The 25,933-nt window shown below is 61.0% G+C and carries 11 protein-coding genes; 7 read left to right on the top strand and 4 right to left on the bottom strand.

Features of this window, described 5'->3' with window-relative positions:
- Positions 1 to 111: 111 nt before the first annotated feature.
- From cobG to VNV36_RS25130, 7 genes are all read left to right on the top strand, one after another.
- Positions 112 to 1,410, top strand: coding sequence for a precorrin-3B synthase (cobG, locus tag VNV36_RS25100; protein ID WP_325721663.1), 1,299 nt, complete (start codon positions 112 to 114; stop codon positions 1,408 to 1,410).
- The gene (locus tag VNV36_RS25105) at positions 1,403 to 2,029 is read left to right on the top strand and encodes a precorrin-8X methylmutase (protein WP_325721665.1); all 627 of its coding nucleotides are present in this window, start codon (positions 1,403 to 1,405) and stop codon (positions 2,027 to 2,029) included. Before cobG ends, VNV36_RS25105 begins: the two co-directional genes overlap by 8 nt.
- Entirely contained in the window at positions 2,026 to 2,760 is a 735-nt protein-coding gene (locus VNV36_RS25110; protein WP_414705544.1) for a precorrin-2 C(20)-methyltransferase, read from the top strand. The genes VNV36_RS25105 and VNV36_RS25110 overlap by 4 nt, the downstream gene beginning before the upstream one ends.
- Complete coding sequence (cobJ, locus tag VNV36_RS25115; protein ID WP_325721668.1) at positions 2,760 to 4,460, top strand: precorrin-3B C(17)-methyltransferase; 1,701 nt, start codon at positions 2,760 to 2,762, stop codon at positions 4,458 to 4,460. The genes VNV36_RS25110 and cobJ overlap by 1 nt, the downstream gene beginning before the upstream one ends.
- Positions 4,461 to 4,961: 501 nt before the next feature.
- Positions 4,962 to 11,903, top strand: a complete 6,942-nt coding sequence (locus VNV36_RS25120; RefSeq protein ID WP_325721670.1) for a TcdA/TcdB pore-forming domain-containing protein — start codon at positions 4,962 to 4,964, stop codon at positions 11,901 to 11,903.
- A 285-nt stretch (positions 11,904 to 12,188) separates the two neighbouring features.
- Complete coding sequence (locus VNV36_RS25125; RefSeq protein ID WP_325721672.1) at positions 12,189 to 14,417, top strand: TcdA/TcdB catalytic glycosyltransferase domain-containing protein; 2,229 nt, start codon at positions 12,189 to 12,191, stop codon at positions 14,415 to 14,417.
- Positions 14,381 to 19,261, top strand: coding sequence for a TcdA/TcdB pore-forming domain-containing protein (locus VNV36_RS25130; protein ID WP_325721674.1), 4,881 nt, complete (start codon positions 14,381 to 14,383; stop codon positions 19,259 to 19,261). Before VNV36_RS25125 ends, VNV36_RS25130 begins: the two co-directional genes overlap by 37 nt.
- Positions 19,262 to 19,339: 78 nt before the next feature.
- Here the strand turns inward: VNV36_RS25130 and tspR are convergent, their stop codons facing one another.
- The 4 genes from tspR to purH form a co-directional block, all read right to left on the bottom strand.
- The gene (gene tspR / locus VNV36_RS25135; RefSeq protein ID WP_325721676.1) at positions 19,340 to 19,936 is read right to left on the bottom strand and encodes a type III secretion system genes modulator TspR; all 597 of its coding nucleotides are present in this window, start codon (positions 19,934 to 19,936) and stop codon (positions 19,340 to 19,342) included.
- A gap of 64 nt (positions 19,937 to 20,000) precedes the next feature.
- A complete protein-coding gene (locus VNV36_RS25140; RefSeq protein WP_325721678.1) occupies positions 20,001 to 22,778 on the bottom strand; it encodes a hybrid sensor histidine kinase/response regulator in 2,778 nt (925 codons plus the stop codon).
- 99 nt (positions 22,779 to 22,877) lie between these two features.
- Entirely contained in the window at positions 22,878 to 24,173 is a 1,296-nt protein-coding gene (gene purD / locus VNV36_RS25145; RefSeq protein WP_325721680.1) for a phosphoribosylamine--glycine ligase, read from the bottom strand.
- 151 nt (positions 24,174 to 24,324) lie between these two features.
- A complete protein-coding gene (gene purH, locus VNV36_RS25150; RefSeq protein ID WP_325721682.1) occupies positions 24,325 to 25,932 on the bottom strand; it encodes a bifunctional phosphoribosylaminoimidazolecarboxamide formyltransferase/IMP cyclohydrolase in 1,608 nt (535 codons plus the stop codon).
- Between the last annotated feature and the right edge of the window lies 1 nt (position 25,933).

Genomic DNA, 25,933 nt, shown 5'->3' on the forward strand with positions numbered 1-25,933 from the left:
GTTCCGACGGGCAGACTTTTCATGCCGCCGGACAAAGCAGGCATAATACCGCGCCTTCGCCCGCGAAGCGCTTTTGCCACGCAACCGGTCAGCCCCTTGAACGAACGCCCGATGTCCACCGCCTTACGCCCCTCGGCCTGTCCGGGGTTGCTGCGTATCGTCCTGGCACTGGACGGCGGCATCTGTCGGATCAAGCTCGATGGCGGTTCGATCAGCGCTGATCAGGCTGACGCAGTGGCCTGTGCCGCCGAGCGTTTCGCCAGCGGCGTGATCGAGGCGACCAACCGCGGCAATCTGCAGATTCGCGGGATCGGCGCGCAATCGACGGCGCTGATCGACACGCTGCTCGCCGCTGGCCTCGGGCCAAAAAATGCTGCCGGCGACGATGTGCGCAACCTGATGCTCAGCCCTACGGCGGGGATCGACCGGCAGATGCACTGCGACACCCGCGTACTGGCAGGGCAGATTCTCGATACCTTGCAAACTCATCCTCGTTTCCACGAGTTGAGCGCCAAGTTCGCTGTGCAACTCGATGGCGGTGAAGCGCTGGCGATGCTCGAGCATCCGCATGATCTGTGGCTGTCGGCGTTCGAGCGTGATGACGGACTCCACTGGGCGTTTGGCCTGGCCGGTTGCCCGAACGATCGCCCGCTCGGCGCCGTGACCGTGGACAACGCTCACGCGCTGGTGGTCGCGGTGCTGGAGTTGTTCCTCGCCATGGCCCGGCCAGAACAGACGCGCATGCGCCATCTGCTGGAAGCCTTGCCGAGGCTCGCGTTTCTCGAACAGTTGCGCGAGCGCGTGCCGGTCACAGCAATCAGCAACTGGCAACGGTCGACGTCGGCAGACGCGCTGCACCTCGGTGCTCATCAGCAAAATACGCGAGGTCGCTGCTACGTCGGCGCGGTGCCGCCGCTCGGGCGACTCGATCCGGCGATGCTGCGCGGCGCGGCGCAACTCGCGCGTCAGTTTGGCAATGGCAGCCTGCGCTTCACGCCGTGGCAAAGCCTGCTGCTGCCGAACGTGAACGCCACTGATACCGACAAGGTGCTTGAGCAGTTACGGGCGTTGGGCCTTTTGACGACCGAAGCCGAGCCACTGACTCGCCTGATCGCCTGCACTGGCTCCGATGGCTGTGGCAAAGGCCTGGCCGACACCAAGGAGGATGCCCGGCAACTGGCACCTCTGCTGCCGGCGGGACTCAGCGCGCACCTCTCGGGTTGCCCGCGCTCCTGCGCCGCCGCCCACTGTGCGCCAGCCACGCTACTGGCCGTTGCCCCCGGTCGTTACGACCTCTATTTTCGCGATGCAACGCAGCCGGGTTTCGGCGCGCTGCACGCACGCAACCTTACTATTGAAACGGCCGCGACCCTGCTCGCCGCCCGCTCTCGGAGCCCCCTTGATGCTTGATTACATCCGCGACGGTCAGGAGATCTATCGCAACTCCTTCGCGATCATTCGCAGCGAGGCCAATCTGGCGCGCATTCCCGCCGATCTGGAAAAACTCGCGGTGCGGGTGATTCACGCCTGCGGCATGGTCGAGGCCGTCGACGGTCTGCAATTTTCCGAGGGCGCCGGCAAGGCCGGGCGCGATGCATTGGCTGGCGGTGCGCCGATTCTCTGCGACGCGCGCATGGTTTCTGAAGGCGTGACCCGTACGCGTTTGCCAGCCAACAACCAAGTGATCTGCACGTTGCGCGACGACAGCGTGCCGCAGCTCGCTCGGGAACTGGGCAACACCCGCTCGGCCGCCGCGCTGGAACTGTGGCGCCCGCACCTTGAAGGCAGTGTCGTGGTGATCGGCAACGCGCCGACCGCCCTGTTCTATCTGCTGGAAATGCTTGATGCCGGCGCACCGAAACCGGCGCTGATCCTCGGTTTTCCGGTGGGCTTCGTCGGTGCCGCCGAATCGAAAGCGGTACTGGCGGCCGACAGCCGTGGCGTGCCGTTCGTGATCATGCAGGGTCGCCTGGGCGGTAGCGCCATGGCGGCTGCCGCTGTCAATGCCCTCGCCACGGAGATCGAATGATGCAGGCCAAAGGACGTCTGATCGGCCTCGGTGTCGGCCCCGGTGATCCGGAGCTGATCACCGTCAAAGCCTTGCGCCTGCTGCGCGAATCGCCAGTGGTGGCGTACTTCGTGGCCAAGGGCAAGAAGGGCAATGCGTTCGGCATCATCGAGGCCCACCTGGTCGAGGCGCAGAACCTGCTGCCGCTGGTGTACCCGGTGACCACCGAGGCGTTGCCGGCACCGCTTTCGTATGAGCAGGTCATCAGTGATTTCTACGATGAAGCCGCGGTGGCCGTAGCCGAACATCTGGATGCCGGGCGTGACGTGGCGGTGATCTGTGAAGGCGACCCGTTCTTCTACGGCTCCTACATGTATTTGCACGACCGTCTCGCCAGTCGTTACGAGGCCGAAGTCGTACCTGGTGTGTGCTCGATGCTGGGTGGCGCTTCGGTGCTCGGTGCGCCGCTGGTGTATCGCAATCAGAGCCTCTCGGTGCTTTCCGGCGTATTGCCCCATGAGGATCTGAAAAGGCGTCTGGCCGATGCCGATGCGGCGGTGATCATGAAACTGGGGCGTAATTTTCCCAAGGTGCGTCAGGTGCTGGAAGAACTCGGCCTCGCCGAGCGTGCGCTGTACGTCGAACGGGCGACCATGGCCAATCAGAAGATCGTGCCGATGGATCAGGTCGAGCCGATGTCCTCGCCGTACTTCTCGCTGATCATCGTCCCGGGCGAACGGTGGCAAGGTTGATGACGCCATCGATTCCCGCCATCGTCATTCTCGGCCAGGGCAGCCTCGCGACGGCGCGGCAGATTCAGCAGGTCTATCCGGCAGCGCAGATCCACGGCCTTGCCGGGCGGGTTGAAGGCGCCGATTGCCTGTATCAGGAATTCGGCGCGACCCTGCGTGCGTTGTATCAGCAGGACACGCCGATCATTGCCCTGTGCGCAGCCGGGATTGTCATTCGCACCTTGGCGCCGCTGCTGCTGGAGAAGGGCGCCGAACCGGCGGTGCTGGCGGTGGCCGAAGACGGCAGCGCGGTGGTGCCGCTGCTCGGCGGCCTTGGCGGGGTCAACGTCATGGCTCGCGACATTGCCGCGGCGCTGCAAGTGGCAGCAGCGATCACCACCAGCGGCGAATTGCGCTTCGGCACCTGCCTGCTCAATCCGCCGAATGGCTATGCCCTGGCGGATCTGGAGTCGGGCAAGCGCTTTGTTTCCGACCTGCTCGCCGGGCACAGCGTGCGCATCGAAGGCGCGGCGCCGTGGCTGGATCAGGCGCAGTTGCCGCAGGATCCGCAAGCGCAGCGGTCGATTCATGTGGGCAGTGCCCGGCGTGTTGCCCGTGCCGATGAATTGCTGATTTATCCGCGCAGTGTTGCCGTGGCGGTGAGCGCGGAGGTGGCGGATCTGCCGAACGCCATTCGCGATGCGTTGCATGCGGCCAACGTCGCCGTGCCGGCGCTGGCCTGCCTCTTGGCAGCCGACACTGACATGGCTTCGACGAACCTGCGCGAAGCTGCGCTCAAGCTGGGCGTGCCTGTGCGCTTCGTCGCAGCGCAAAGCGATCTTCAGACGTTGGCCCGCGTTGCAGTGCCAGCGGCGAATGTGATCAACGTTGAACATCTTGCGATCGCGATCGCCGAGCAACCGCTGGACCTCGCGCAGATCGGCCGCCCGCGCGGTCGTCTCGCGGTCATTGGCCTTGGCCCGGGCGCCGCCGAGCTGATGGTGCCGGCGGTAAAAGCCGAACTGGCCCGCGCCACCGATGTGCTCGGCTACGAAACCTACGTTCGCATGGCCGGGCCGTTGCGCGATGACCAGGTGCAGCACTGCACCGATAACCGTGAAGAAATGCAGCGTGCCCGCCACGCCTTCAGGCTCGCCGCTGAAGGCCGCTCGGTGATCGTGGTTTCTTCGGGCGATCCGGGCGTGTTCGCCATGGCCGCCGCCGTGCTCGAAGCCCTGCACGAATCGGATGATCCAGCCTGGCACCGGGTTGATCTGGAAATCCTTCCCGGTGTTTCCGCTTCGCTCGCCACTGCCGCGCAGGCCGGCGCGCCGCTGGGTCATGATTTCTGCGTGATATCGCTGTCGGATAACCTCAAACCGTGGTCGATCATCGAAAAACGTCTCGATCTTGCCGCCGAGGCCGATCTTGCGCTGGCGTTCTACAACCCGATTTCCCGCGCTCGCCCATGGCAGCTCGGTCGGGCACTGGAAATTGTCGCGCAGCACCGCACGCCTGACACCCCGGTGGTGCTGGGACGAGACATCGGTCGACCGGGGCAGACCTTGCGTACCACCACCCTGGGCGCGCTGACCCCGGATCAGGTGGATATGCGCACGATGGTGCTGATCGGCTCCTCCACGACCTGCACGTTCCCGCGCGCTGACGGGGGCGAGTGGGTGTATACGCCGCGTTGGTATGGCGAAAAGCCGATGACCTGACAATACCTTTGTTGATGGTCGAGGCAAGTTGTAAGCAACTTCAAGTCGGCGAGACATCAGGTCAATACTTTCCTGTCTGATTTCGAAAGTAAAAACAAAGCCGCAATCCACCCGGGTTCGCGGCTTTGCCCATTTATATGCCCAACCGCTCACAGGCGAAGTTGTCACTGAGTAGTGCGCCGCCCACGGTGGAGCGTTATTTGATGTTTCGTCTGCAAAAGTTTGCGTCTTTTGCACGTTTGAGTACGCCGTAATCCCCTATTAGGTTTGTCCCGACTTGATTGATTACTTTTAGGGGTGACACCGATGAGGGCAATAGGGGCTGAGGCGGGCGAAGTTGATTTTACGTCGAGGGCGGGTTTTTCCAAACTTCAACTGGCAGTGCGCGAATTTGCCAATACACCTGAATATGCGGCGCTGTCTCATTATTATGAAACGGCTCATGAAACTTACGATGCGACGGGAAAACTGCTGGCGGTCAAACTGTTCCAGGAAACAGTCATGTCTTTGCTGGAGCGCACGTCGGGGCCTGTATCCACTCAGGTCAGTGATATTCAAACTGAGTTGAATCGCTACGTAAGCAGATTATCGGCGACGGTGGATTTGCTCACTGGCGATGCTCGGCCCGTGCCGAAAATAATGCACTTCGTCTGGGTCGGTGGCAGTGAGGTCGGTGCCATTCAGCGTGACTACATGAATATCTGGCGCGCGGTGCTCAAGCCTCAGGATTACCGGTTCAATCTTTGGTACGACAGCGATGCACTGCTCGCCTTCGAAATGAATCGGGTCATTCTCGACAGCGCCAGAGTTGATGCGATGGAGTCGGGGGGCAATAACGTCAACAGCCCCAGTGAATTGGCGCAGATGATCGAAGATCGCGCACGGGTACTCAAACACCAGATGTTCGACTATTTGAACCAGCCGCAGTGGGCGGGCCGGTCGGACCAGGCGCGTATCGATCTGATGGTTCGTGCCTACGGCAAGGATCGCGCGACGCTTGAGGCATTGCGCCAGCGCTGTCTGCTGACGCATCAGGCCATGGCCGGTGCAGACTTGCAGTTGCGCGACGTTCAGCAGGAATTTGCCGGGCACTTTTTAAAGGATGTCTATCAACGCGAAGTGGCCATGCGCGGCAACTTTGCCGCCGCGAGCGATGTCGTGCGTTTGCAGGCCGAATGGCTGGAGGGTGGCCGTTACAGCGACATGGATTACTTGCCGCCGCTGGCCGACAAGTTGGGCGGGGTGGATATCAGCGGCTTTAATGGAGGCGAGCGGTTAAGCGTATTGAAGCTCTTGCTCGATCACAATGACTCGTTGATGCCTGGGCGCGATCCCCAGCGTTACATAGACCAGACCGGTGAGGTGCCTGCTCAACATAAAGAGGCGTTAACAGAGTTTGCACGGCGTAAACCCCGAGTTCACGAAGTATTCGTTGCGCCACAAGCCGATCCGGTTGCGCAAGAGGCGATCCGATTGGGCACGGCGTTCAGCGACCCTATAAGGGCGGAGATGAACGCTCACATTCTGGCGCATCCCCGCGCGGGCATGACCCAAGCCATCATGGAGGTGATCAGGTTTAATTATGATTGCCTCAATGAAGTTGAACGGCGAATGATCGCCGCAGGCGCCAACTGGGCGGAGTACCACCGCTTGTGGAAAATCATTGATGACGTGTTGAAGGAAAGAGCCGCTCAAGGCGGGGCACTTGCCCACGCTGATGAAATCTATATGGCGCGTCTGGATCTGGCAATTCGTCAATATTATTCGGACGGGATCCGTCCGGCAGCACGTGGCACGATTGTGTTGACCGGACCCAGTGCCGCGAGTGCCGGCATCGGTAAATACACCGCCGCACATTTGCAACTCGCCCAATTGCACGCGGTTCGTCAACAATTGAAGTTGACGCAGGGATATAACGTCTTCACGGAAGAGGAACAGATTACCGGCTGGACGGTGAACGGCGATGAAGATGCATGGCTGGCCAGAGAGCAGGAAAAGTGGCGCACCGGCAAACTCAAGTCTCGTTATGCCGGCCAGCTTTCGGATCTGCTGAAAGACCAGACCGTGACCTTCAAACAAGGCTGGCCTGTCATCGAGGGCAAACCGGTTCTGTTGACCCCGGTGCTGCAACAACTGATGGATGAGCTGGGCGAACCGTTCATTCGCGCAATGAATGACAAGTTGACCGGTGACATCACCTTCCATAAAGCCGTTTCCATAGGCTTCGACAGCCGTCAGCAAATTCTTGCGCAACCGGACATCGAGTTACCGATATCCCACGGCGCGGCGCACACCGGACACCTCAACGAACTCTTCAGCCGCATCGCCCACGGCTCTCTGCCGCTGGATCAATTGAGCCCTTCGACGCGGGTCGTGCTCGGCGGCATTTTTGGCGCGACGAGACTGGACGATGGCGGATTCGCCGATACCTGGCAGAACGTACGCAACCTCGCCATCGAAACGGACAGCGATGGCATGTTCGCCCGATACGATGCGATTGAAAAAGCCGTACGTCAGCGTCAATCGTCGGCATCAGGGAGCGGGCCTGACGGTCACCTGCCGGTCTCCACACAGACGGTGCGCGAGCTCAAGGTTCAAGCGATGTCCGAGGCGTTGACATTGCGCCAGTGGAGCGAACGTATCGGCCAGATCAACCGTACCGCGCAGCAGGAGTTTCGTACGCAGATCCTCCAGCGCAGCGGGCAGGTGCGTGAAGCATTCCGGCGCGCCGGCGCTGTTTCTGCCAGACAGTTGCCGCAGGATCTGCTGATGCGCAGTAAGGCTGAGCCAGGCCGGCGCTGCTATCCGCTGGCGCTGCTGATGGCGGCGGCGATCACCGCTGGCGAGCCGGCGGAACGGGCGCTGGTGGGCCATATGGCCACCGCCAGTGTCAGCCCTCAAGAGGTCGGTTCGCGGGCGCTGCTCAGTGCCATGGACGAGCTGCGCGCCGTGCCCACCAGCGAGTTCGGCACCGCCCGGGGCGTGCAAGGTCTGGCCAGCATCATGGCCTCGCTGGACGCCATAGCGCTGCCAGCGGTGCTGCTGCTCGACACTGGCGACCACGCTCTGGTGCTGGCCAAAGTGCAAGCGGGTGAGCACGTGGTGTATCGCTTCTATGACCCCAACTTTGCGATTTATGGGTTTGCCGATGGTGCGCAACTGCAGCTCGGCGTAGAGCATTATCTGAGCGCGGGCGACAATACGCTCGCAAGGCTGTATGGCCTGGGTGATGTGGCCACGGCGCAATTCACGGTGACTGAGCTGAACACTGCAGCGATCACCGAGTACAGGCTGTCATCGGATCTGCGCGTGGACAGTTTGCTGGGCAGCATCGCGCTGGCCGATCCTCGGGAGGCATCGGTCTGGCAGAAGCAAGCGCAGGCCCGCAAGCGTTCCTTGGGCGAAAACGCGCGCATGGGCGCCAGTCTGGCGCAGCTGGATGCACGTTACTGGGCAGGCGAGTTCGATCTGGCGACCCGGCGGTTACGCAACGAACACAATGTGGCACGCGAATATTCGCCTTTGCTCGATACCCTCAAGGACACCGGCGACGGCGGCTACAGCATGACGCTGGTCGATTCGCGCAATCCGAAACACAGCGTGGAGGTCGTTACCCGGGATTCGCGTTTTTACAACATCAGGAAGTACGTCGAACGACTGGTGCGCGGCGGTGCAGCCAGGCCAGGTCAGGCGGCTGACCCTGACGGTGGCAGCCGCCTGAGTTTTGCCTTTGCGATCCAGACCCTGATCAGTGAAATGCGCCGACTGGATTACCAGGGTGCCGATCAAGTGCCGGCATTGACCGTCGCTCTGCAAGTCCAGGTGTATGTCAGCTATGGGCAGCTGGGGTTTGGCGTGGGCAGCGACGTTGTGCAGATCGTCAGTCTGGTTCGACACGTGGCGGCGGGTGAGCGAGCGTTGAAGCAGGCTTCGTTGTACGGTGGCCTGGCGAGTAAGGTCGCTACGGTTGGCGGGGTTGCCTTTTCCCTGGCCAATATCGGCTTCGACATTTACAACCTGTCGCTGGCGGAGAACCATGAACAGCGCGCGCGGTTTTCCACGTCCCTGGCATTCAACGTAGCGGCGCTGGGCCTGGATGTGGTCGCTCTGGCAGCGGGCACAGTGGTGGGCGCTGCGGCGGCAGCGCTGTCCGTGCCGCTGTTGGGGATCGGCATCGGGGTGACCGCGATCGCCAGCAATCTGGGGCAGATCATGGACAAGGCCGCCGCCATCGGCCAGCACCTGTCCGAACTTCATGATGCCTATCAATTGTCCTACGAGTCACAGGATAACGTGCTGCAGTTCCCGCCACTGGCGGTGATCACCGAACTGAATCTGCACAGCCGAAGGGTGGTGTTCGATGGGCAGAAGTTCTATCCGTGGAAGGGCAGTGCTCTGGAGCTACCGCAGTACGATGATGATCCGGCCAGCCGCCACCGTGCGATCAATATCCCGAGAGCTTTCAGCAAGCCCGCTGTTGCCCGTGTCTGGGGGGCTCTGCCGGAGGCTGTGATCCTGCCGTGCTCGCCGATCTGCTACTACGGCTACGAGTATCAACTCGGCAGCGAGGGGGCGCCGCCGTTTTCTGCCACCCGCTATCCGCAGTTGGATGACCGCCTGGCGAATCGGCTTGAATATGCATCGGACGGTAGCCGGGTCTTCTACCTGTTCAGCACGCCATTTTTGCCGCACATACTCTACAAGTTGCATCCGGTGTACATGGCCACGACGATCAAGGTGCACTTGACCGAGCACGTCCGCCAATTGGTCGTGCCGGATCTGCCGCAGGAGTGGCAGAAGAAAATCGCTTACCACATCACCGCACCGCAAGGGCAATACCAGATCCGCCTGTCGCGGGGGCTGCTGGGGGTGACTTTCGATCAAGCCAACGGTTGGGAGAACGTGACCTGGACGGTGCATGCGCCATGGGCCGGCAGCGAGCACGTCAGTTTTCGCGAAAAGCCGCGCGACAGCGCCGACGGCACGCCGCACATGCTCGTTGATGGCGTCACGCTGAACCCGTTCGATGGCGTTATCGAACTGGCCGAAGGGCTGTTCCGAATCGACTGGGCGAGCCGCAGTCTGCAGCTTGTGGGCATTACGCTCGACTACGAAAAGGACGATGAAGAAACGTCGGACCAGATTCGATCCGCCAACTCGGCGCCCGCTGGCGTACCGTTGCCGGTACTGACCTATCTGCGCGCTGAGGTCAAAGCCAGACGACTGACGGCGGCCTATCTGCCCTTACGTAGATTCAGGGTTCCGTTCAACCCGGCGAACCGCCAGGTATGCACCACGGCCTGGTACGACGCGGCGCGGGATCGGGTGCTGTACGCGCGTGATGTGCCCAAAGAGGTCAACGATGGCCTGGTGCTGGCGGGTGTCAGTGCCCGTCATGCATGGTTCTACCATTGCGACCATGCCACGGTTTGGCGGGTCGATGTGCTCACGGGCACTGTGCAGCATCGTTACCGTTTGAAGAATCCCCGCAAGGGCTCGACCATTATCGGATGCGGGCAGCAAGCTGATGGTTCGCTGCGTGTTGTGCAGAAGCTGGCTGTGTACGGCTCGACCACCGTCGAGTACCGCATCACCGGGCAGACGGTGGAACTGACCGCTTGCAAGATCACCTTTTCGGCAGAGGACTACCGGTTTCAGCCGGACGCTGCACTGCGCCATATCGATGTCCCTTTCCAGGACGATACGCCAGAGCTGGCCGCCAGTAGCAGCCAGTGGTCCTGTGCGCCATTCGTCGTCGTCGAGGGTTACGCGGGGGCGCAATTGCAGGATCGGGCCTGGCTGAACCAACGGACGGGCAAGCGCTGCCAGGCTGCGCACAACCTTTCCTGGCCCGAGGACTTGTTGATGCTCATGCCCTCTGATCCTGAAAACAATGCGGTACTTTTCTACAGCCAGCAGGAGCGATCGATCAGTCGCGGCATCGAACCCCGGGTCGGGTATTGGGAAAACGTGGTGATCGAGCGCGATGTGGTCGAGCTCACACAAAAGGACCGTCGTTACATCGCCACCAAAGCTGACGGCCGAATGTTTGAGGTCGATATCATTGACGTGCCGCCGGCCGCGTCCATACCGGACGAGGTCGCATTGCAATACGGTATCCCTGCGCAGGCTAATCGCAGCGATGAGGACTGGCGCGATCAGACGGACAAACCCAGCCTCCTCAGATTTACCGGGATCGGTCAGCGATGGCTGCGGCAGAACCCCGACGGGTGGAGTGCATTGGCTGCGCTCGCCAAGGTCTCGAAGACGTCGCCATTCCCGATCCTCGGCTGGAAAGATGTGGCCGGTCAGGCATTCCTGGCAGCGTGGTGTATCGATGAAAAAATTGCCCTGGCCGATGTCGGTCGAGGCAAGGAGTTGTCGCTGCTCGGTCTGACCCCTGACAAAAGCGCTGTCTGGTTGCTGGAGGTGAGTGCCGGACAGCTTTATCGCCAGCCGCTGATAGCCATCGAAGCGTTGCGCGGGGCTTTTGCCGCGGATCAACGTCTGCTCAAGCCCCAGGCACTGGCCAAGGCTGAAAAGGTCTGGTCGCCGTGGGCCTTCACCCAAGTGCAACGCCTGGGTGAAGGGTTGTTCGGGCAAACCCGCGAAGGGCTGAATCTGCAATTGCTGGATCACCAGCCCGCCAGGATTATTGGCATCGAGCATCATTGGGCTTACCTGCCGGCGCAGAGCGCGGAGCAGTTGCGCGAGCGTCTGCGGGCGTTGCTGAACGGACATGCCCATGCGCCGGTGCTGCAGGTGGCAAGCATCCCGGGTCGCTACATGTATTACGTGCCGGAACTTGATCGTCTGTTCGATCTGCCTGGGCGCAGCGATGGCCAATGGTCGGTGTTCCTGGGCACTCGCGGGGTGAAACCTGCGATGCTGTTCGACCCGGTAGGCCAATTGATTTTCAGCGTCGGTTCGAAGGAGGGCGTGTGGCTACCGGAAAGTTATGCCCACCGCGACGCGGAGGTCCTGGCGCTCGAAGTGGGCAGCGACAGCGCGCAGATCACGCAGTTACTGCCAGATGGCGTCGACAAACTGTTGCTGGCCTTCGGCTCGCAGACTTCGGCTTATCGCATCTCGCAAGAGGCCTGGGAGCGTCTGGATTGCATTGTGGTCGATGGCCGGCGTTCGCTGGATGTTGACGCGCTGAACATCTGCACGCTGAAGCTGGACATGGACGCCAACGAGCGCCTGCTGGTGTCGATGGTGGACGGGCACCTGGTACTGGTCGATCCGGACAATGCCCACAGCCTGATCGTGCGCGACGCCGAGCCGCAGCCCGGTGAAGCGGATCTGGCGCTGCAGATCGTCATCACGCTTCACGGCAAGCACTACTCATTCCTGATCGGCACATGGCTGAAGGCGCTGTCACTGGCCGGGGACGATAACACCCTTGGCAGTCTGGTGACGGCAGTTCAAAAACTCATCTGACATATCAGGCCAATATTATGTGCAAAGGTCGTGAACAGTGCGTTCACGACCTTTTTTGTTATTAAAGGTTTTTAAAGGCAATGTCGCACGCCTGTGTTTTATGCAGGGTGTGGCTTTGATCGTTCAAATGAAATGTGCAGTTTCAGACTTGTCTTGATAAGGCATTTAATGCCTTGTTGCTTTTGCGCTCGTCGACATCATTTGAATGTCTTCCTGTTTGAGTCTGTTTTTATTAGCCGCTAGTTTTCTGCCAGGTAGTACCCATTAATTGATTGGACGACTGATATGAATAGCGCGCAATTAGCAGGTGACGATAAGTACGTCAGTTTTAATAAGCTGGTGACATTCACCGAGTTTGAGCAGGCATTGTTGCCGCATAAAGCCAGTCAACACTATGGCGCACTGCTGCGTTATTACACGGCGTGCGTCGACGCCAGGAGTTCGCAACAGTTGCTCGAGCCGCTGGGGCTGCTGCGCCAGACACTCGAGCAGGTAGCGGGGCCAATGCGGGTGAAACGCGAAATGGAGCCATTGGCGGCCATCTCACCGCTGTCGCGTGTTTACCAAAAGGTCGATGACTTCGAATCCCGGGTGCAGTCCAGTGCCGCGTTGATCAAAGCCGAGGCAACGCCTGTGCCGGACATTCTGCACTTTGTCTGGCTCGGTGGTGGGGTCGGCGAGATTCAACGTGATTACCTCAATGTGTGGAAACAAGTGCTCGCCGGCCACGGTTACACACTCAATCTCTGGCACGACAGCGACGCGCTACTTGCTTATCAGACCAATAAGTTCATCGTCGAAGCAGCCAAGGCCGACGCCTTGGCGAAAGTTGTGGGCAAGGAAGTTTCCGAGAATGAACTGGCAACGCTTTTTGAACAGCGCGCCATTGTTCTCAAACAACAAATGTTCGCGCATATCAATGCCGCACTGGCCAACGGCAAGTCTGCCGATGAGGCGCGCATCGACTTGCTGGTTCGGGCGTATGGCCAGGACGCTGCAGAACTTGAAGCGCTCAAGGTGAGTCACCGCAACAGCGTACTGGCGCTGGCCGACGGCAACTTGCAACTGCGTGATCTGCACGGCGCCGCTGCGCCATTGCAACTGCAGGATATCTACGCGCGGGAGACCGGATTGCGCGGCAACCTGGCTGCGGCGTCCGATATCGTTCGCGCTGAGGTTCTGTACGGTGAGGGTGGCAGCTATGCCGATGTCGATAATCTGCCGCCGCTGAGCAATATTCTCGGCAGCACAGACATCAGTGCCTTCGGCAGTGATGCCCGCGTGGGCGTGTTGCAACTGTTGCTGGACCACAATCCCGAGTGGATGCCGGGGCGGCAGAAGTTGCGCAGCCGTTATGCCAGCTACCTGGATAGCATTCCCGCTGAACACCGTGCGGCGTTGGCCACCTTTGCCAAAAGCAATCCAGCCCTGACACAGGTCTTTCAGGCGCCGGCGGACCGTGTTGCGCGGGCGTTTGCATTGCGTGCGGTAGCCGAAGGCGGCTCGATGAGCAACGCGTTCCTGATGGCCCATCCCGGTGCGGCCATGCTGCAGACCGTGATCGAGCGATTGCGCTTCAACTATGACTTGATCGATGCCACCGCTCGCCTGGGCCTGCAACGAGGGATTGCGCTGAGCGACTTTGACCGGTTGACACCCGTGGCCGAAGAGGTACTGGCGCGCAGCTACGGCGTGCTGGAACAACTGACCACCGAGCGGGAAATCTCCGCCAGGCTGCTGGCGAGTGCGGCTGCCGGCCACTTCAGTGACGGCATTCGCCTGCAAAGCGAGTGGACGATCTACTTGACCGGCCCCGGCGCCATGCGTGACGGCATGGCCGATTACGAGCGCGCTCATCTGACCCCGCTGGACGCGCAGACGGTGCGCCGGGATGCCGCGATTGCCGCGCTGCCGACCATCAACCGCAACACCGAAGAGGAACAGGATCACTCCTGGAAAGACAACGAAACCGATCCGTTGCAGTGGGTTAAAAAGGAGCAGCAACGCTGGCGGGAGGGCGGCTACAAGACCCGCTATGCAGGTGATATTGCGCAGTTGCTCAAGGGCTCGACCATTGAGTTCGAGCAGGGTTGGCCATTGCTCGAAGGACGGGCAGTGTTGCTGACCGACATCTTGCAGCGTCTGGCCGACGGGCTCGGTGAGCGCTTCGTCGATGCCATGCGCCGGGGCCACGATGGCGCGATTGCATTCGAAGAGCCGTTGCCGTTGAGCTTCGCCGATCGTCAGATGATCAGGCATCAGCCGCTCGATGCGCGGCCCGCAGTGTTTCCCCGTGACCGACGCGTCTTGAGTCTGGGTCTGGATGAAGTGCTGAACGGCATGGCACACGGTGAGCTGTCTCTGGCGCAAATAACGCCGCTGCAGCGCCTGGCGCTGGGTGCGTTGCTGGGTATCGATTCGCTGCATAACCAGGGTTTCGACGCGGTCAGCGGCGAATTGGACACCTGGCCAACAGTGTGCGTGAGCGTGGCGCTTCGAGTCGCTACGCGGTAATTGAACGGCACCTGTATGCCCGCAGGGATGCAGCGTTTCTCAAAGGTCTGGTCAGCGATATCAGCGCCCCGGCAGCTTCGGTGAGCGCGCTGGATCTGAAAAAAACTGCGCTGATGCAGGCACAAACCCTGCAGCAGTGGGGACGCTACGTTGCGCAGATCCGGCAGGCCGCCACGCTTGAGCATCGCTTGCACATTGCTGAACGCGTCGATCAGGTGTTCGGCCAACTCGACGTCAGCAGCGTCTTACCGGTTCCGCAGGATCTGTTGCTCGATGGGGTTGGCGAATCGATTGGCGGGCGTTGTTATCCCCTGACTTTGATGATGGCCGCGGCTTTTGCCTCGGGGGGCGAGGCTTCGCGTGTCCTGCGCGAGCGTTTTTACCTGGCCGTCATGGAGCCGCAGCACAATGATTCAATTGTTTTTGTACAAGCGCTGGAGGAACTGCGAGGCACCCGTCTGAGTGACGTGGGGAACACACTCGCGCGCGCTGATCTGGCGCAGGTCGCGGCGGCCCTGGCGGACGCTGTCGGCACTCGAACGCTGATGCTCAACTCAGACAATCACTCGATGCTGGTGGCGAAAACCGTGGTCGGTGAAAAGCCCCTCTATCATTTTTACGACCCCAACTTTGGGGTGTTCGAGTTTGAGACGGCCGTCCAGCTTCAGCGCGCGCTTGAGCATTTCTTCCTGAAAATGGGCATGGCCAAATATTATGCTGCCTACGGTGCCGAGACCCGGCCGTCATTCGATCTGATCGAGTTGCAGGGCGAGCGAGTGGCAGCCTTGTCATTGCCCGCCGGGTTCAAGGTGGCCAAGGTACTGACCGGCGAGCCGTTGCCAGGGCAACCCGCCGGCAGCTTGCGCCAACGCATCAACAGTGCGCATGGTCGCTCGCTGAGCGAAAATGCCCATCTGGGTGCCAGCCTGCTCGGCCTGGACGCTCATTGGTGGGGCCAGCAGATCGATCAAGCGACGCAGGCGTTGCAGACGCTGCATGCTTCGGTCACGTCGCTGGTGCCGTTGTTCGAAACGCTGCAAGTCACGCCCGAGGGCAAGTACCAGTTGAGTCTTGTCGACCCTGCGCAGCCTGAACGGGTGGTGCAGGTGGTCAGCGACGACCCTCGCCTGCTGCGGATCAAAAACTGGTTGGCGGCGCAATTCGCCACCCTGGCACGCAAACCGGCCGCTGTCGGTGAGACGCTGGATCCCACCGAGGCCGGCAGTGTTCATACCCTCAATGCGGGGTTCACCATCCAGGCGTTGATGAATGCGTTGCGTAGTCGCGAAGGCGATGGCCGCACGCTGACCACGGCGGTGCGTTTGCACGCTTACATCAACTATGCGCAGTTGCTGCATGGCAACGTGGTGGATGTGCTCGGGCTGATCCGTCTGGTGCGCACGGCCCTGAATGAGCAAAAAGTCATTGCGCGCACGGTGGCGCCCGTGGTCAGCGAAGCGTTGGGCCACGCCGCCAACGAAGGTGTGGGCGCGCTGCTGGGGCTGGCCAACGTTGGCTTTGATGTCTATCAATTGGCGACCGCTGAAGACGATGTCGAGAAGGCACAGTTCGGCACGCAACTGGCGTTCGACTCCGCCAGTCTGGCGCTGACGGCCGCGGGGGTCGGGGCGGCAGTGGCCGGTGCCTCGACCGCTGCGGCAGTCCTGGGTGGCGCCGGCGTGATACTGGGCGGGCTGGCCGTCGGCGTAGCGGCGCTGGCGCAAGGCTTCGCCGGTATCGCCCGCGATGCACAGGCTGTCGGCGATTTTTTCGCTGACATGGAGCTCGCTTACCGTGGGGACGGATGCCGCTTCGATGCCGGGCTGGGCGCGTGGATTATCGATCCGGCGTTGACCGTCAGCAGCATTGATCTGGCAGCGGGAAAAATCCTGCTTCACAGCCCGAAGCTTTACCCTCTGCGCGATCACTTCGGCGTGCCGGATTTCGATGCCGACTATGACCGTGCGATCGATATACGCGAGCAGTTGAACCTGCCCGGACAGAAGGATTTCGCACCACCGGCCGAACAAGTGATCGTGTTGCCGGCCACGCCACAGATCTGCTACGGCTACGAGTACAAGGCACTGCCGTTTGCCACGTTGCGCGATGATCGTGGTTTTGCCACGGCTCGCCGTCTGGAAAAGAAAAACGCAGATGACCAATGGCAATTTCTGTTTTCGTTCTATTCGTTCCCTTCCCATTACATCGTCCAGCACCTGTTGCCGGATTATCGCGACACGGTGATCCGGGTTGACCTTGACGCGGTACAGCGCACTCTGGTGGTGCCGTCGCTGCCGAGTACCTGGAAGGGCAGGCTGGCCTACCGGATTTCCGGTCTGGGCGCGTCCTGTACCGTAATACTCGCTCCCGGGGTCGGTCTGCAGCTGCACGCGTCCCGCCAGCACCGGTGCCGCTGGGTGCTCCAGGCCCACTGGGCGCGGGAAAGCGACATTCGCATCGAGCCTTTTGGCGAGCTGTACATCGGTGATGTTCAAGTGAAAACGTCCGGCCATGGGCATCACTCATTGTTGATCCGCACCGCAGATCATCAGTTGTTCACCGTCAATCAGGACAGGCGACGGTTGGATATCATCGAGCAGAGCGCCCCCGAGGGACTCGATGAACATGCATTGCTCAAGCACTACAAAGCCCTGGCTCAGCAGCATCGCCTGGCGCTGCCCTATACGCCGGTGCATGACTGGCTGATCCCGTTCGAATCGCCACAACAACCGCGTTACACCACAGCCTGGTATGACGCCCATGAAGACCGTTTCCTGTACATCCGCAATGACCGCGCCGGCGATACCGACGATGCCCAACTGGCGCTGGTGGCGGGCGAGTCTGCCTGGTTTTATGTGCCTGACAGCTATGACATCTGGCAGGTCGATGCGGTCAGTGGCTTGCTCAAGCATCGCTACCGGTTGCTATTGGCTGAAGGCCTGAGCACGATCGGCAATGTCCGGATGGATGACCAGGGTGTGATTCACCTGATGCAGTCGGTCAGCGGCCCGCACGGCTCGCGACAATTCGGTTATTTGATCCACGACGGGCAGTTGCTGTTGAGTTCGGTTACCCACGGGCAGGCGCAGGAGCTGCAATCGGAGCTGCTGGCCCACGAGACTCTGAACGATTGGGACCTCGTATTGGGCAAACATTTGGCCACCCCTTCCCAGCTCCGTACCGACAGTTTCACGACTGTGGACTGGCAACCGGCGCCCTACGTTTCAGTCTGCTGGCAACTGGAGCCCGACAAGCGTGACATCACCTGGATCCGCAGTCGCGACCGGTTGCTGATCCGTCCGCTGCCTGCGCGGCATCACGCACGGGGCTGGCCTGACTCGATCAAAAACCTGAACGATCTGGTGCTGCTGCCTCTGGCAGAGAAAGACGATACATACGTCGTTTACAACCGCCTGCATCAGACACTCTGCTGGCTGCGCCGCACCGTGGTGCAGGGCAAGGCGCAATGGTCGCATCGCTGGGTGAGGCCCGAAGGGCTCAAGCAAGTAGTCGCGGTCGAAAATGGCTATCTGGTACTGGATGAAGCAGGACGCTTCTTTAACCTGACCACCCAAGGCAATGTGCAATTGGCGGGGCTCGGTGAACAATGGTTCAAGGATCGTCCACAGTGGTGGCTGGCGCTGGCAGCGGTCGCTGAACGCTATCCGGTGAGCAGTCTTGCTCTGCTGGGGCTGCGCAACCTCGCCGGTGATGGCAACCTGAGTGCATGGTATGTGAATAATCGCCTGTTGCTCGGCGAGCCCGGGCACCACGACACACTGCGCCTGCTAGGCACAACGCCAGATCAGCGCTCCGGCTGGTTGTTCAATGTGTCGAGTGGCGAAATCCTGAAGCAGGCATTTGTCGATCAGCTGGCCCTGGAGCGGGCTTTTGCTGCGGGCACTCGACTGCTACACGCTGATACCTTGCCGCGGATGCAGGCGCAATGGGCTGGCTGGCGGTTCGTCGACGTTACGGTGGATGGATCGAATCTGCGCGGCACGACGGTCGACGGTGTGTTGCTGCAACTGCGCGATCGCAGGCCTGCAGTAGTGGTCGGAGTCAATCGGCAATGGGTGACCGCACACGCAGAAGCACTGGTCGAGCGACTGAAAGACTTGTTGAGCGAAGTGGCTCACGAAGACTTTGTCTGCGTGGAATCCGCGGTCGCGACCCTGCAATGGTATGACACGCGCCGCGCCCGACTGCTGAGCATCACCTCGAAGAGTCTGCCCAAAGCCTTCGAGCTCCTCGGCGCACAGACGCAGTCGCAGCTGCCGACCAGGGTGTTGTTGCACGAGCAGCGGGAGGGCAGGGTGCAGGTGTATCCCGGCATGCACAGCATCGGGCCATTCGATTACCTCCAGCGCAATGCCCAGGTCCTGACGATTGAAGGACACAACCGTCTGGATGATCTGCTGCCGTTGATTGCCGATGACGTCGATACGCTGATTCTGCGACTGGGGCAGGGCAACGTGACTTGCCTGTTGTCCAGAGCTGCCTGGTTACGACTTGACTCGATCGTCATCGATTGCCGGCATGGTCTGGGTGAAGTGCCAGCAGTGCCGGGAAAATTGATCTGGGATCATGAAGGGGGGGACGACCTGCTTTTCGAAATCATTGGAGATCATCTGCTCATCATTGATCCAGCCACGGAGCACAGTCTGATTTTTCGCGATGTGTGTTCGGCTGATCCGGTATTGCGCGGGGACGTGTTTCTCGCGTTCAAAGGGCAGCAGTCCCACGCGATCTCGGATTGGACGCGACGATTGCAGGCAAGGAAGGCGCGCACGGCCAGCACCACCTGGCAGACGCTGATGGCAGAGCCTGTCATCGCCGAGTAAGCCGACACTGACAGCAAAACGCCGCGAAAGATGTCGTTCGCGGCGTTTTGCTGAGTGTCAGGATGCAAGTCCCGGTGCTCAGGGCACCAGATAGCCTTTGACGCCGGTAAAGATGATCTGCGCCGCCAGTGCGCAGACAAACAAGCCCATCAGACGACTGACGATCTGCAGGCCCTGATCGCCAAGAATCCTTTCGATGCGGTTCGACAGATACAGCACCACACCGACGGTGAAGCTGGCCAGCGCGATACTCATGATTGCGGTGAGCTTGTCGTCCCAGTGTGGCTGGCTGACCCCCATCACCAGCAGGGCACCGATGGTGCCGGGGCCGACCGTGAGCGGAATGGTCAGCGGCACGATGGTCACGTCCTGCTGCACATTGTCGGTTTGTACCACGGATTTGCCTTGCGCCATGCCCAGCGCCGAGATGAACAACACGCTGCCGGCGCCAATCCGGAAGGCATCGACGGTGATGCCGAACACATCGAAAATCACTCGTCCGAACAGATACAGCAGAACGCTGGAAATCAGCGTCGCGACGGCGACTTTCCAGGCCAGGCGCCGTTGCTCCTTGCGCGAATAACCGCGGGTCAGGCTGATAAAACAGGACAACACGAAGAACGGGCTGTAGAGCACCAGCATCTTCAGATAAACGCTGAATAACACGTGGAGCATGGTGCAAGCTCACTGGCGAGGAAAGGAGTGAGGCAGTCTATCAGGCGCTTGGGGGACTGTCGGCTCACGAAGGTTGCGTGGTCACCCGGTTCTGCTGATCCCGCTCGGCCACCCAGTGCTCGATCAATTCACGCAGTTGCGACAACTCGACCGGTTTGGACATGTGCCCGTCCATGCCGGCCTGCCGCGCGCGATCCTTGTGTTCGGCCAGGATGTGCGCGGTCAGGGCGACGATCGGCGTGCGGATGCGCTGGTTGCTGACTTCCCAGGCGCGCAGCTGTTGGGTGGCAGAAAATCCATCGAGGATCGGCATTTCACAGTCCATCAGCACCAGGTCGTAACGCTGCGCTTTCATCGCCTGCAACGCTTCTTCGCCATTGCTGGCGGTGTCCGGTTGCAGGTTGAGTTTGCCGAGCATGCCGCGAATCACCTTGGTCGAAATCGTGTTGTCTTCGGCGACGAGGATGCGGAAGTCGCTCGGCACCTTGGCGGCGGTGGCGGCAGTCACGACTTGTGGCTGAAACACGACCTGGCCCTTGTTGCGCTGATTGAGTTCGTCGGCCAGGGTGGTTTTCAAGGTATAGCCGGCCACCGGTTTGGCGAGAATCCGTTTGATTCCCGAATTGCGCGCAATGATCTTGCTCGGCGCGTTGCTGATGCCGGTGAGCATGATCAACAGAATGTCGTGGTTCAGGCTCGGATCTTCCTTGATTTTCGCCGCCAGTTGCATGCCGGTCATGCCGGGCATGTTCTGGTCGAGCAGCACCACATCGAAGTAATCGCGCAGGTGCGCCTTGGTGCGCAGCAACGCCAGCGCTTCCTTGCCCGATGGCACGGCGCTGACGTTCAGGCCCCAGGCGCTGCATTGCTGCACCAGCACTTTGCGGCAGGTATCGTTGTCGTCAACCACCAGCACCCGCGCGCCTTGCAGCGGGCTGTCCAGGTCGGAGGCTGGATGCTCGAGGCGATCCGGATCAAGCGGCAGGGTCAGCCACAAGGTACTGCCCTGGGTGGCGCCGCTCTTGATGCCGAACTCGCCCTGCATCAGGCGGATCAGTTGTCGGGCGATGACCAGGCCGAGATTGCCGCCCAGGCGATTGGCCGAGAGGAAGTGTTTGCTGTGCAGTTCAGCGTGCAGCAGCGCTTCACGCTCCTCCGGCTCCATCGGCACGCCGCTGTCCTGCACAGCGATGCGCAGGCGCGGTTTGCTGCTGCGTTCGTCGAGGGCTACGACGATCAACACTTCGCCCTCTTCGGTTTTCTTCAGCGCGTTTTCCAGAAGACTCAACAAGGTCTGGCGCAGCCGCGTCGGATCGCCACTGATCACCCGTGGCACTTGCGGCTGGATGAAGCTGATCAGCTCGACGTTCTGTTGCTCGGCCTTGGCCCGGTAGATGCTCAGGCAATCGTCGATCAGCGCGTTGAGGTCGAACTGCACATCATCGAGTTCGATCTGTCCGGATTCTAACTTGGAGATGTCGAGAATTTCGTTGATCAGCGTCAGTAGCTCATTGCCCGCGCTGTGGATGGTCTGCACGTAGTCACGCTGCTTGACCGACAGCGGCGTGCCCAACAGCAGCTCGGTCATGCCCAGTACGCCGTTCATCGGCGTGCGAATCTCGTGGCTGATCTTGGCGAGGAATTCGGCCTTGGCGTTGATTTCGGCATTGCTCGCCGCCAGATCACGGCTGATGCTGAAACGGCTTTCGGTGATGCTGCGCTGGCGTTCGCCCAGGGCAATGCTCATCAGCAGACCACTGATGCAGATGAACACCATCAGCGTCATGATCAAACCTTGCGGTGCGACCAATGTCAGTCCCAGCAGGGCCGGCAGGATGATCAGCGTGCCGATGTTGAACACCACCATTGCGGCAACGAACAGGCGCGCCGGCCGGTAGCCTTTTTGCCAGTGATAGAACCCCACCAGCAACATGCTCAGGCCGGCCAGCGCCACCAGCGCGTAGGTGATGATGTTCAGCGGCAAGGTATCAACGAACAACAGCAACAGGCTGCACGCCACGATAAACAGGATGTCGCCCCACAGCAGTTTGTTCAGCGGGTGCTGACCCAGTGGCGCGAAGAAGCGCAGGGCGAACATCAATCCTGCGGGGGCGGTCAGCAGCAAAGCCAGATAGGCGCCAGGTGTCTGCAGTGCGTGCCAGTTCGGCAGCCAGGGGCCGGCTAGATTGAGCAGCAACAAGAGGCTCAGCCCCAGCAGGCCTTCGCAGATCGCCAGCCAGAGACTGCTGCGCGAGCGTGAGTAGGCGTAGCGCACCAGGTTGTGCAGCAGGAGCATGGCGAGGCAGCCGAACAGCAACCCGAAAATCAGCGTCCGGGTCTGATTGGCTGCGCCTTCCACCGCCGCTTGCAGAGTGATGTGCGGGCGTAACTGATGGTCGGACACCATGCGCACGTAGACATCGAGCGGCCTGTCGGCCAGGGGCAGGGGCAGCATGAAGTCGCTGCTCGGCAATGGCCGTTCGGCCTGGGGACGCTCGGTGCCGGTATTGCGTTGCTCGATCAGCTTGTCGCCGTCGAGCACGTAGAGATTGAGCTGTGACAGGTCGGGGGCAAAGATGCGCAGCACTTGTTCGTGCTTGCCCGGCGCCAGTTTGAAGCGCAGCCACAAGGCGCCCTCGCGCTCGGCCGCAGTCAGGCGGTCGAGCTCGATGGGGCTGAATTGATTGGTGTAGCGAGCGGAGCGGATGTCGCTCAGTTGCAGGACGCCCTGATCATCAAGCAATACCGACCAGCCACTGCCTTGCGCGGCCTGGGCCGGGAGCATGCAGAGCAAGGTCATCAGCGTGACGGTGAAGCTTATGGCAATCCTGAGCCAGCGCACGGCGAAATCCCTTCGTAGGTTGATGCCAGAATATAACGATGCGCGACGACCGAACAGCCCGGCAGGGAATGGCATCCCCCGCCGGGCCTGATGGATCGTTTATTCCTGGGGTTCGCCGCGTTCACGGGCAATGGCGCGGTAGCCAATGTCCTTGCGGTAGAAGCAGCCTTCCCAGTCGATGGCGGCGGCAAGTCTGTAGGCTTGCTGCTGGGCTTCACCGACGGTAGCGCCCATGGCAGTGGCGCAGAGTACGCGACCACCGGCGGTTACAACCTGACCGTCCTTCAACGCGGTGCCGGCGTGGAAGACTTTGCCTTCCAGACCTGCCGCTGCGTCCAGACCGTTGATCGCTGCGCCTTTGGCGTAGTCGCCCGGGTAGCCGCCAGCGGCCAGTACGATACCGACGCTCGGGCGCGGATCCCACTGTGCTTCAATCTTGTCCAGCGCTTGCGCCAGTGCGGCTTCGACCAGCAGCACCAGGCTCGATTGCAGGCGCAGCATCACCGGTTGGGTTTCCGGATCGCCGAAGCGGCAGTTGAACTCGATGACCTTCGGATTGCCGGCCTTGTCGATCATCAGACCGGCGTAGAGGAAGCCGGTGTAGACGTTGCCTTCATCGGCCATGCCGCGCACGGTCGGCCAGATCACCTGGTCCATCACAAGCTGATGCACGTCGGCGGTGACCACCGGGGCAGGGGAGTAGGCACCCATGCCGCCAGTGTTCGGGCCACTGTCGCCGTCGCCGACACGTTTGTGGTCCTGGCTGGTGGCCATCGGCAGGACGTTCTTGCCGTCGACCATGACGATGAACGACGCTTCTTCGCCGTCGAGGAATTCTTCGATCACCACCCGCGATCCGGCATCGCCAAACGCGTTGCCGGCGAGCATGTCACGCACGGCGTCTTCGGCTTCGGCCAGGGTCATGGCAACGATCACGCCTTTGCCGGCAGCCAGGCCATCGGCCTTGATCACGATCGGCGCGCCTTTTTCACGCAAATAGGCCAGGGCCGGCTCGATCTCGGTGAAGTTCTGGTAATCGGCGGTCGGGATCTTGTGGCGGGCGAGGAAATCCTTGGTGAAGGCTTTCGAACCTTCCAGCTGCGCAGCACCGGCAGTCGGACCGAAGCAGTCCAGGCCACGGGAGCGGAACAGATCGACGACGCCAGCCACCAGCGGGACTTCCGGGCCGACGATGGTCAGGGCGACGTTCTGCTCGGCGAAGTCGGCCAGTTGCTCAAGGGCCAATACGTCGATGGCGACGTTCTCGCACTTGGCCTCGATCGCCGTACCGGCGTTGCCCGGCGCGACAAACACTTTCTGCACCCGCGGATCCTGAGCGACTTTCCAGGCCAGGGCGTGTTCACGGCCACCGCTGCCAATGATCAAAACATTCATTTCAAAAACCTCAAATTCTGTGAAGCGCTGCAAAACCTCTGTGGACTGCACCTGTAGGAGCTGCCGAAGGCTGCGATCTTTTGATCTTGCTTTTAAGGTCAAGATCAAAGATCGCAGCCTTCGGCAGCTCCTGCACAGAGGGAGCGGGGGATCAGTGACGGAAGTGGCGCATGCCGGTGAATACCATTGCGATACCGGCTTCGTCGGCAGCAGCAATCACCTCTGCATCACGCATCGAACCGCCCGGCTGGATCACCGCGGTGATACCGACCTTGGCCGCGTTGTCGAGGCCGTCGCGGAACGGGAAGAACGCGTCCGATGCCATGACCGAACCGGCAACCTGCAAACCGGCGTGTTCAGCCTTGATCGCCGCGATGCGGGCCGAGTTGACGCGGCTCATCTGGCCGGCGCCGACGCCGATGGTCTGACGGTTTTTCGCATAAACGATGGCGTTGGATTTAACGTACTTGGCGACTTTCCAGGCGAAGATCAGGTCGTGGATTTCCTGTTCGGTCGGTGCGCGTCTGGTCACCACTTTCAGGTCATCGGCGCTGATCATGCCGATATCGCGACTCTGCACCAGCAGGCCACCGTTGACGCGCTTGTAGTCCCAGGCTGCAGCGCGGTCAGCCGACCACTCGCCGCAGGCCAGCAGGCGCACGTTGGCTTTCGCTGCAACGATGGCGCGGGCTTCATCGCTAACCGATGGGGCGATGATCACTTCGACGAACTGACGCTCGACGATCGCTTTGGCGGTCTCGGCATCCAGTTCACGGTTGAAAGCGATGATGCCGCCGAACGCCGATTCGGTGTCGGTGGCATAGGCCAGTTCGTAAGCCTGACGGATACCGCCTTCGGCGTCCGGGCTGACGGCCACGCCGCACGGGTTGGCGTGTTTGACGATCACGCAGGCTGGCTTGACGAAGCTCTTCACGCATTCCAGCGCGGCGTCGGTATCGGCCACGTTGTTATACGACAGTTCTTTGCCTTGCAGCTGGGTTGCGGTGGCGATGCCGACTTCGGCCGGCCTGGCTTCCACGTAGAACGCCGCGCTCTGGTGCGGGTTCTCGCCGTAGCGCATTTCCTGAGCCTTGATGAACTGGCTGTTGAAGGTGCGCGGGAATTCGCTGCGACCGGTAGTCGAGAGGGTCTCAGCGGCCTGATTCACGGTGCCCATGTAGTTGGCGATCATGCCGTCGTAGGCGGCGGTGTGTTCGAAGGCCTTGAGCATCAGGTCGAAACGCTGGGCGTAGGTCAGGCCGCCGGCCTTGAGGTTTTGCAAAACGTCGGCGTAATCGCCGGCGTTCACCACGATCGCTACGTCTTTATGATTTTTCGCTGCCGAACGAACCATGGTCGGCCCGCCAATGTCGATGTTCTCGATGGCGGTCGGCAAGTCGCAGCCTGGCTTGTTGATGGTTGCTTCGAACGGGTACAGGTTGACCGCCACCAGATCGATCGGCTTGATACCGTTCTCGTTCATGATTGCGTCGTCGATCCCGCGACGACCGAGGATGCCACCGTGGATTTTCGGGTGCAGGGTTTTCACCCGACCGTCCATCATCTCGGCGAAACCGGTGTAATCCGCGACTTCCACTGCGGCTACGCCATTGTCGCGCAGCAGCTTGAACGTTCCGCCGGTGGAGAGGATCTCGACGCCCAGGGCTTCAAGCTCCTTGGCGAATTCGAGGATCCCGGTCTTGTCGGAAACGCTGATCAAGGCGCGGCGGATCGGCAGGCGGGTAGTCTGGTCGGTCATC

Source organism: Pseudomonas sp., assembly GCF_035554175.1.
GTDB lineage: Bacteria > Pseudomonadota > Gammaproteobacteria > Pseudomonadales > Pseudomonadaceae > Aquipseudomonas.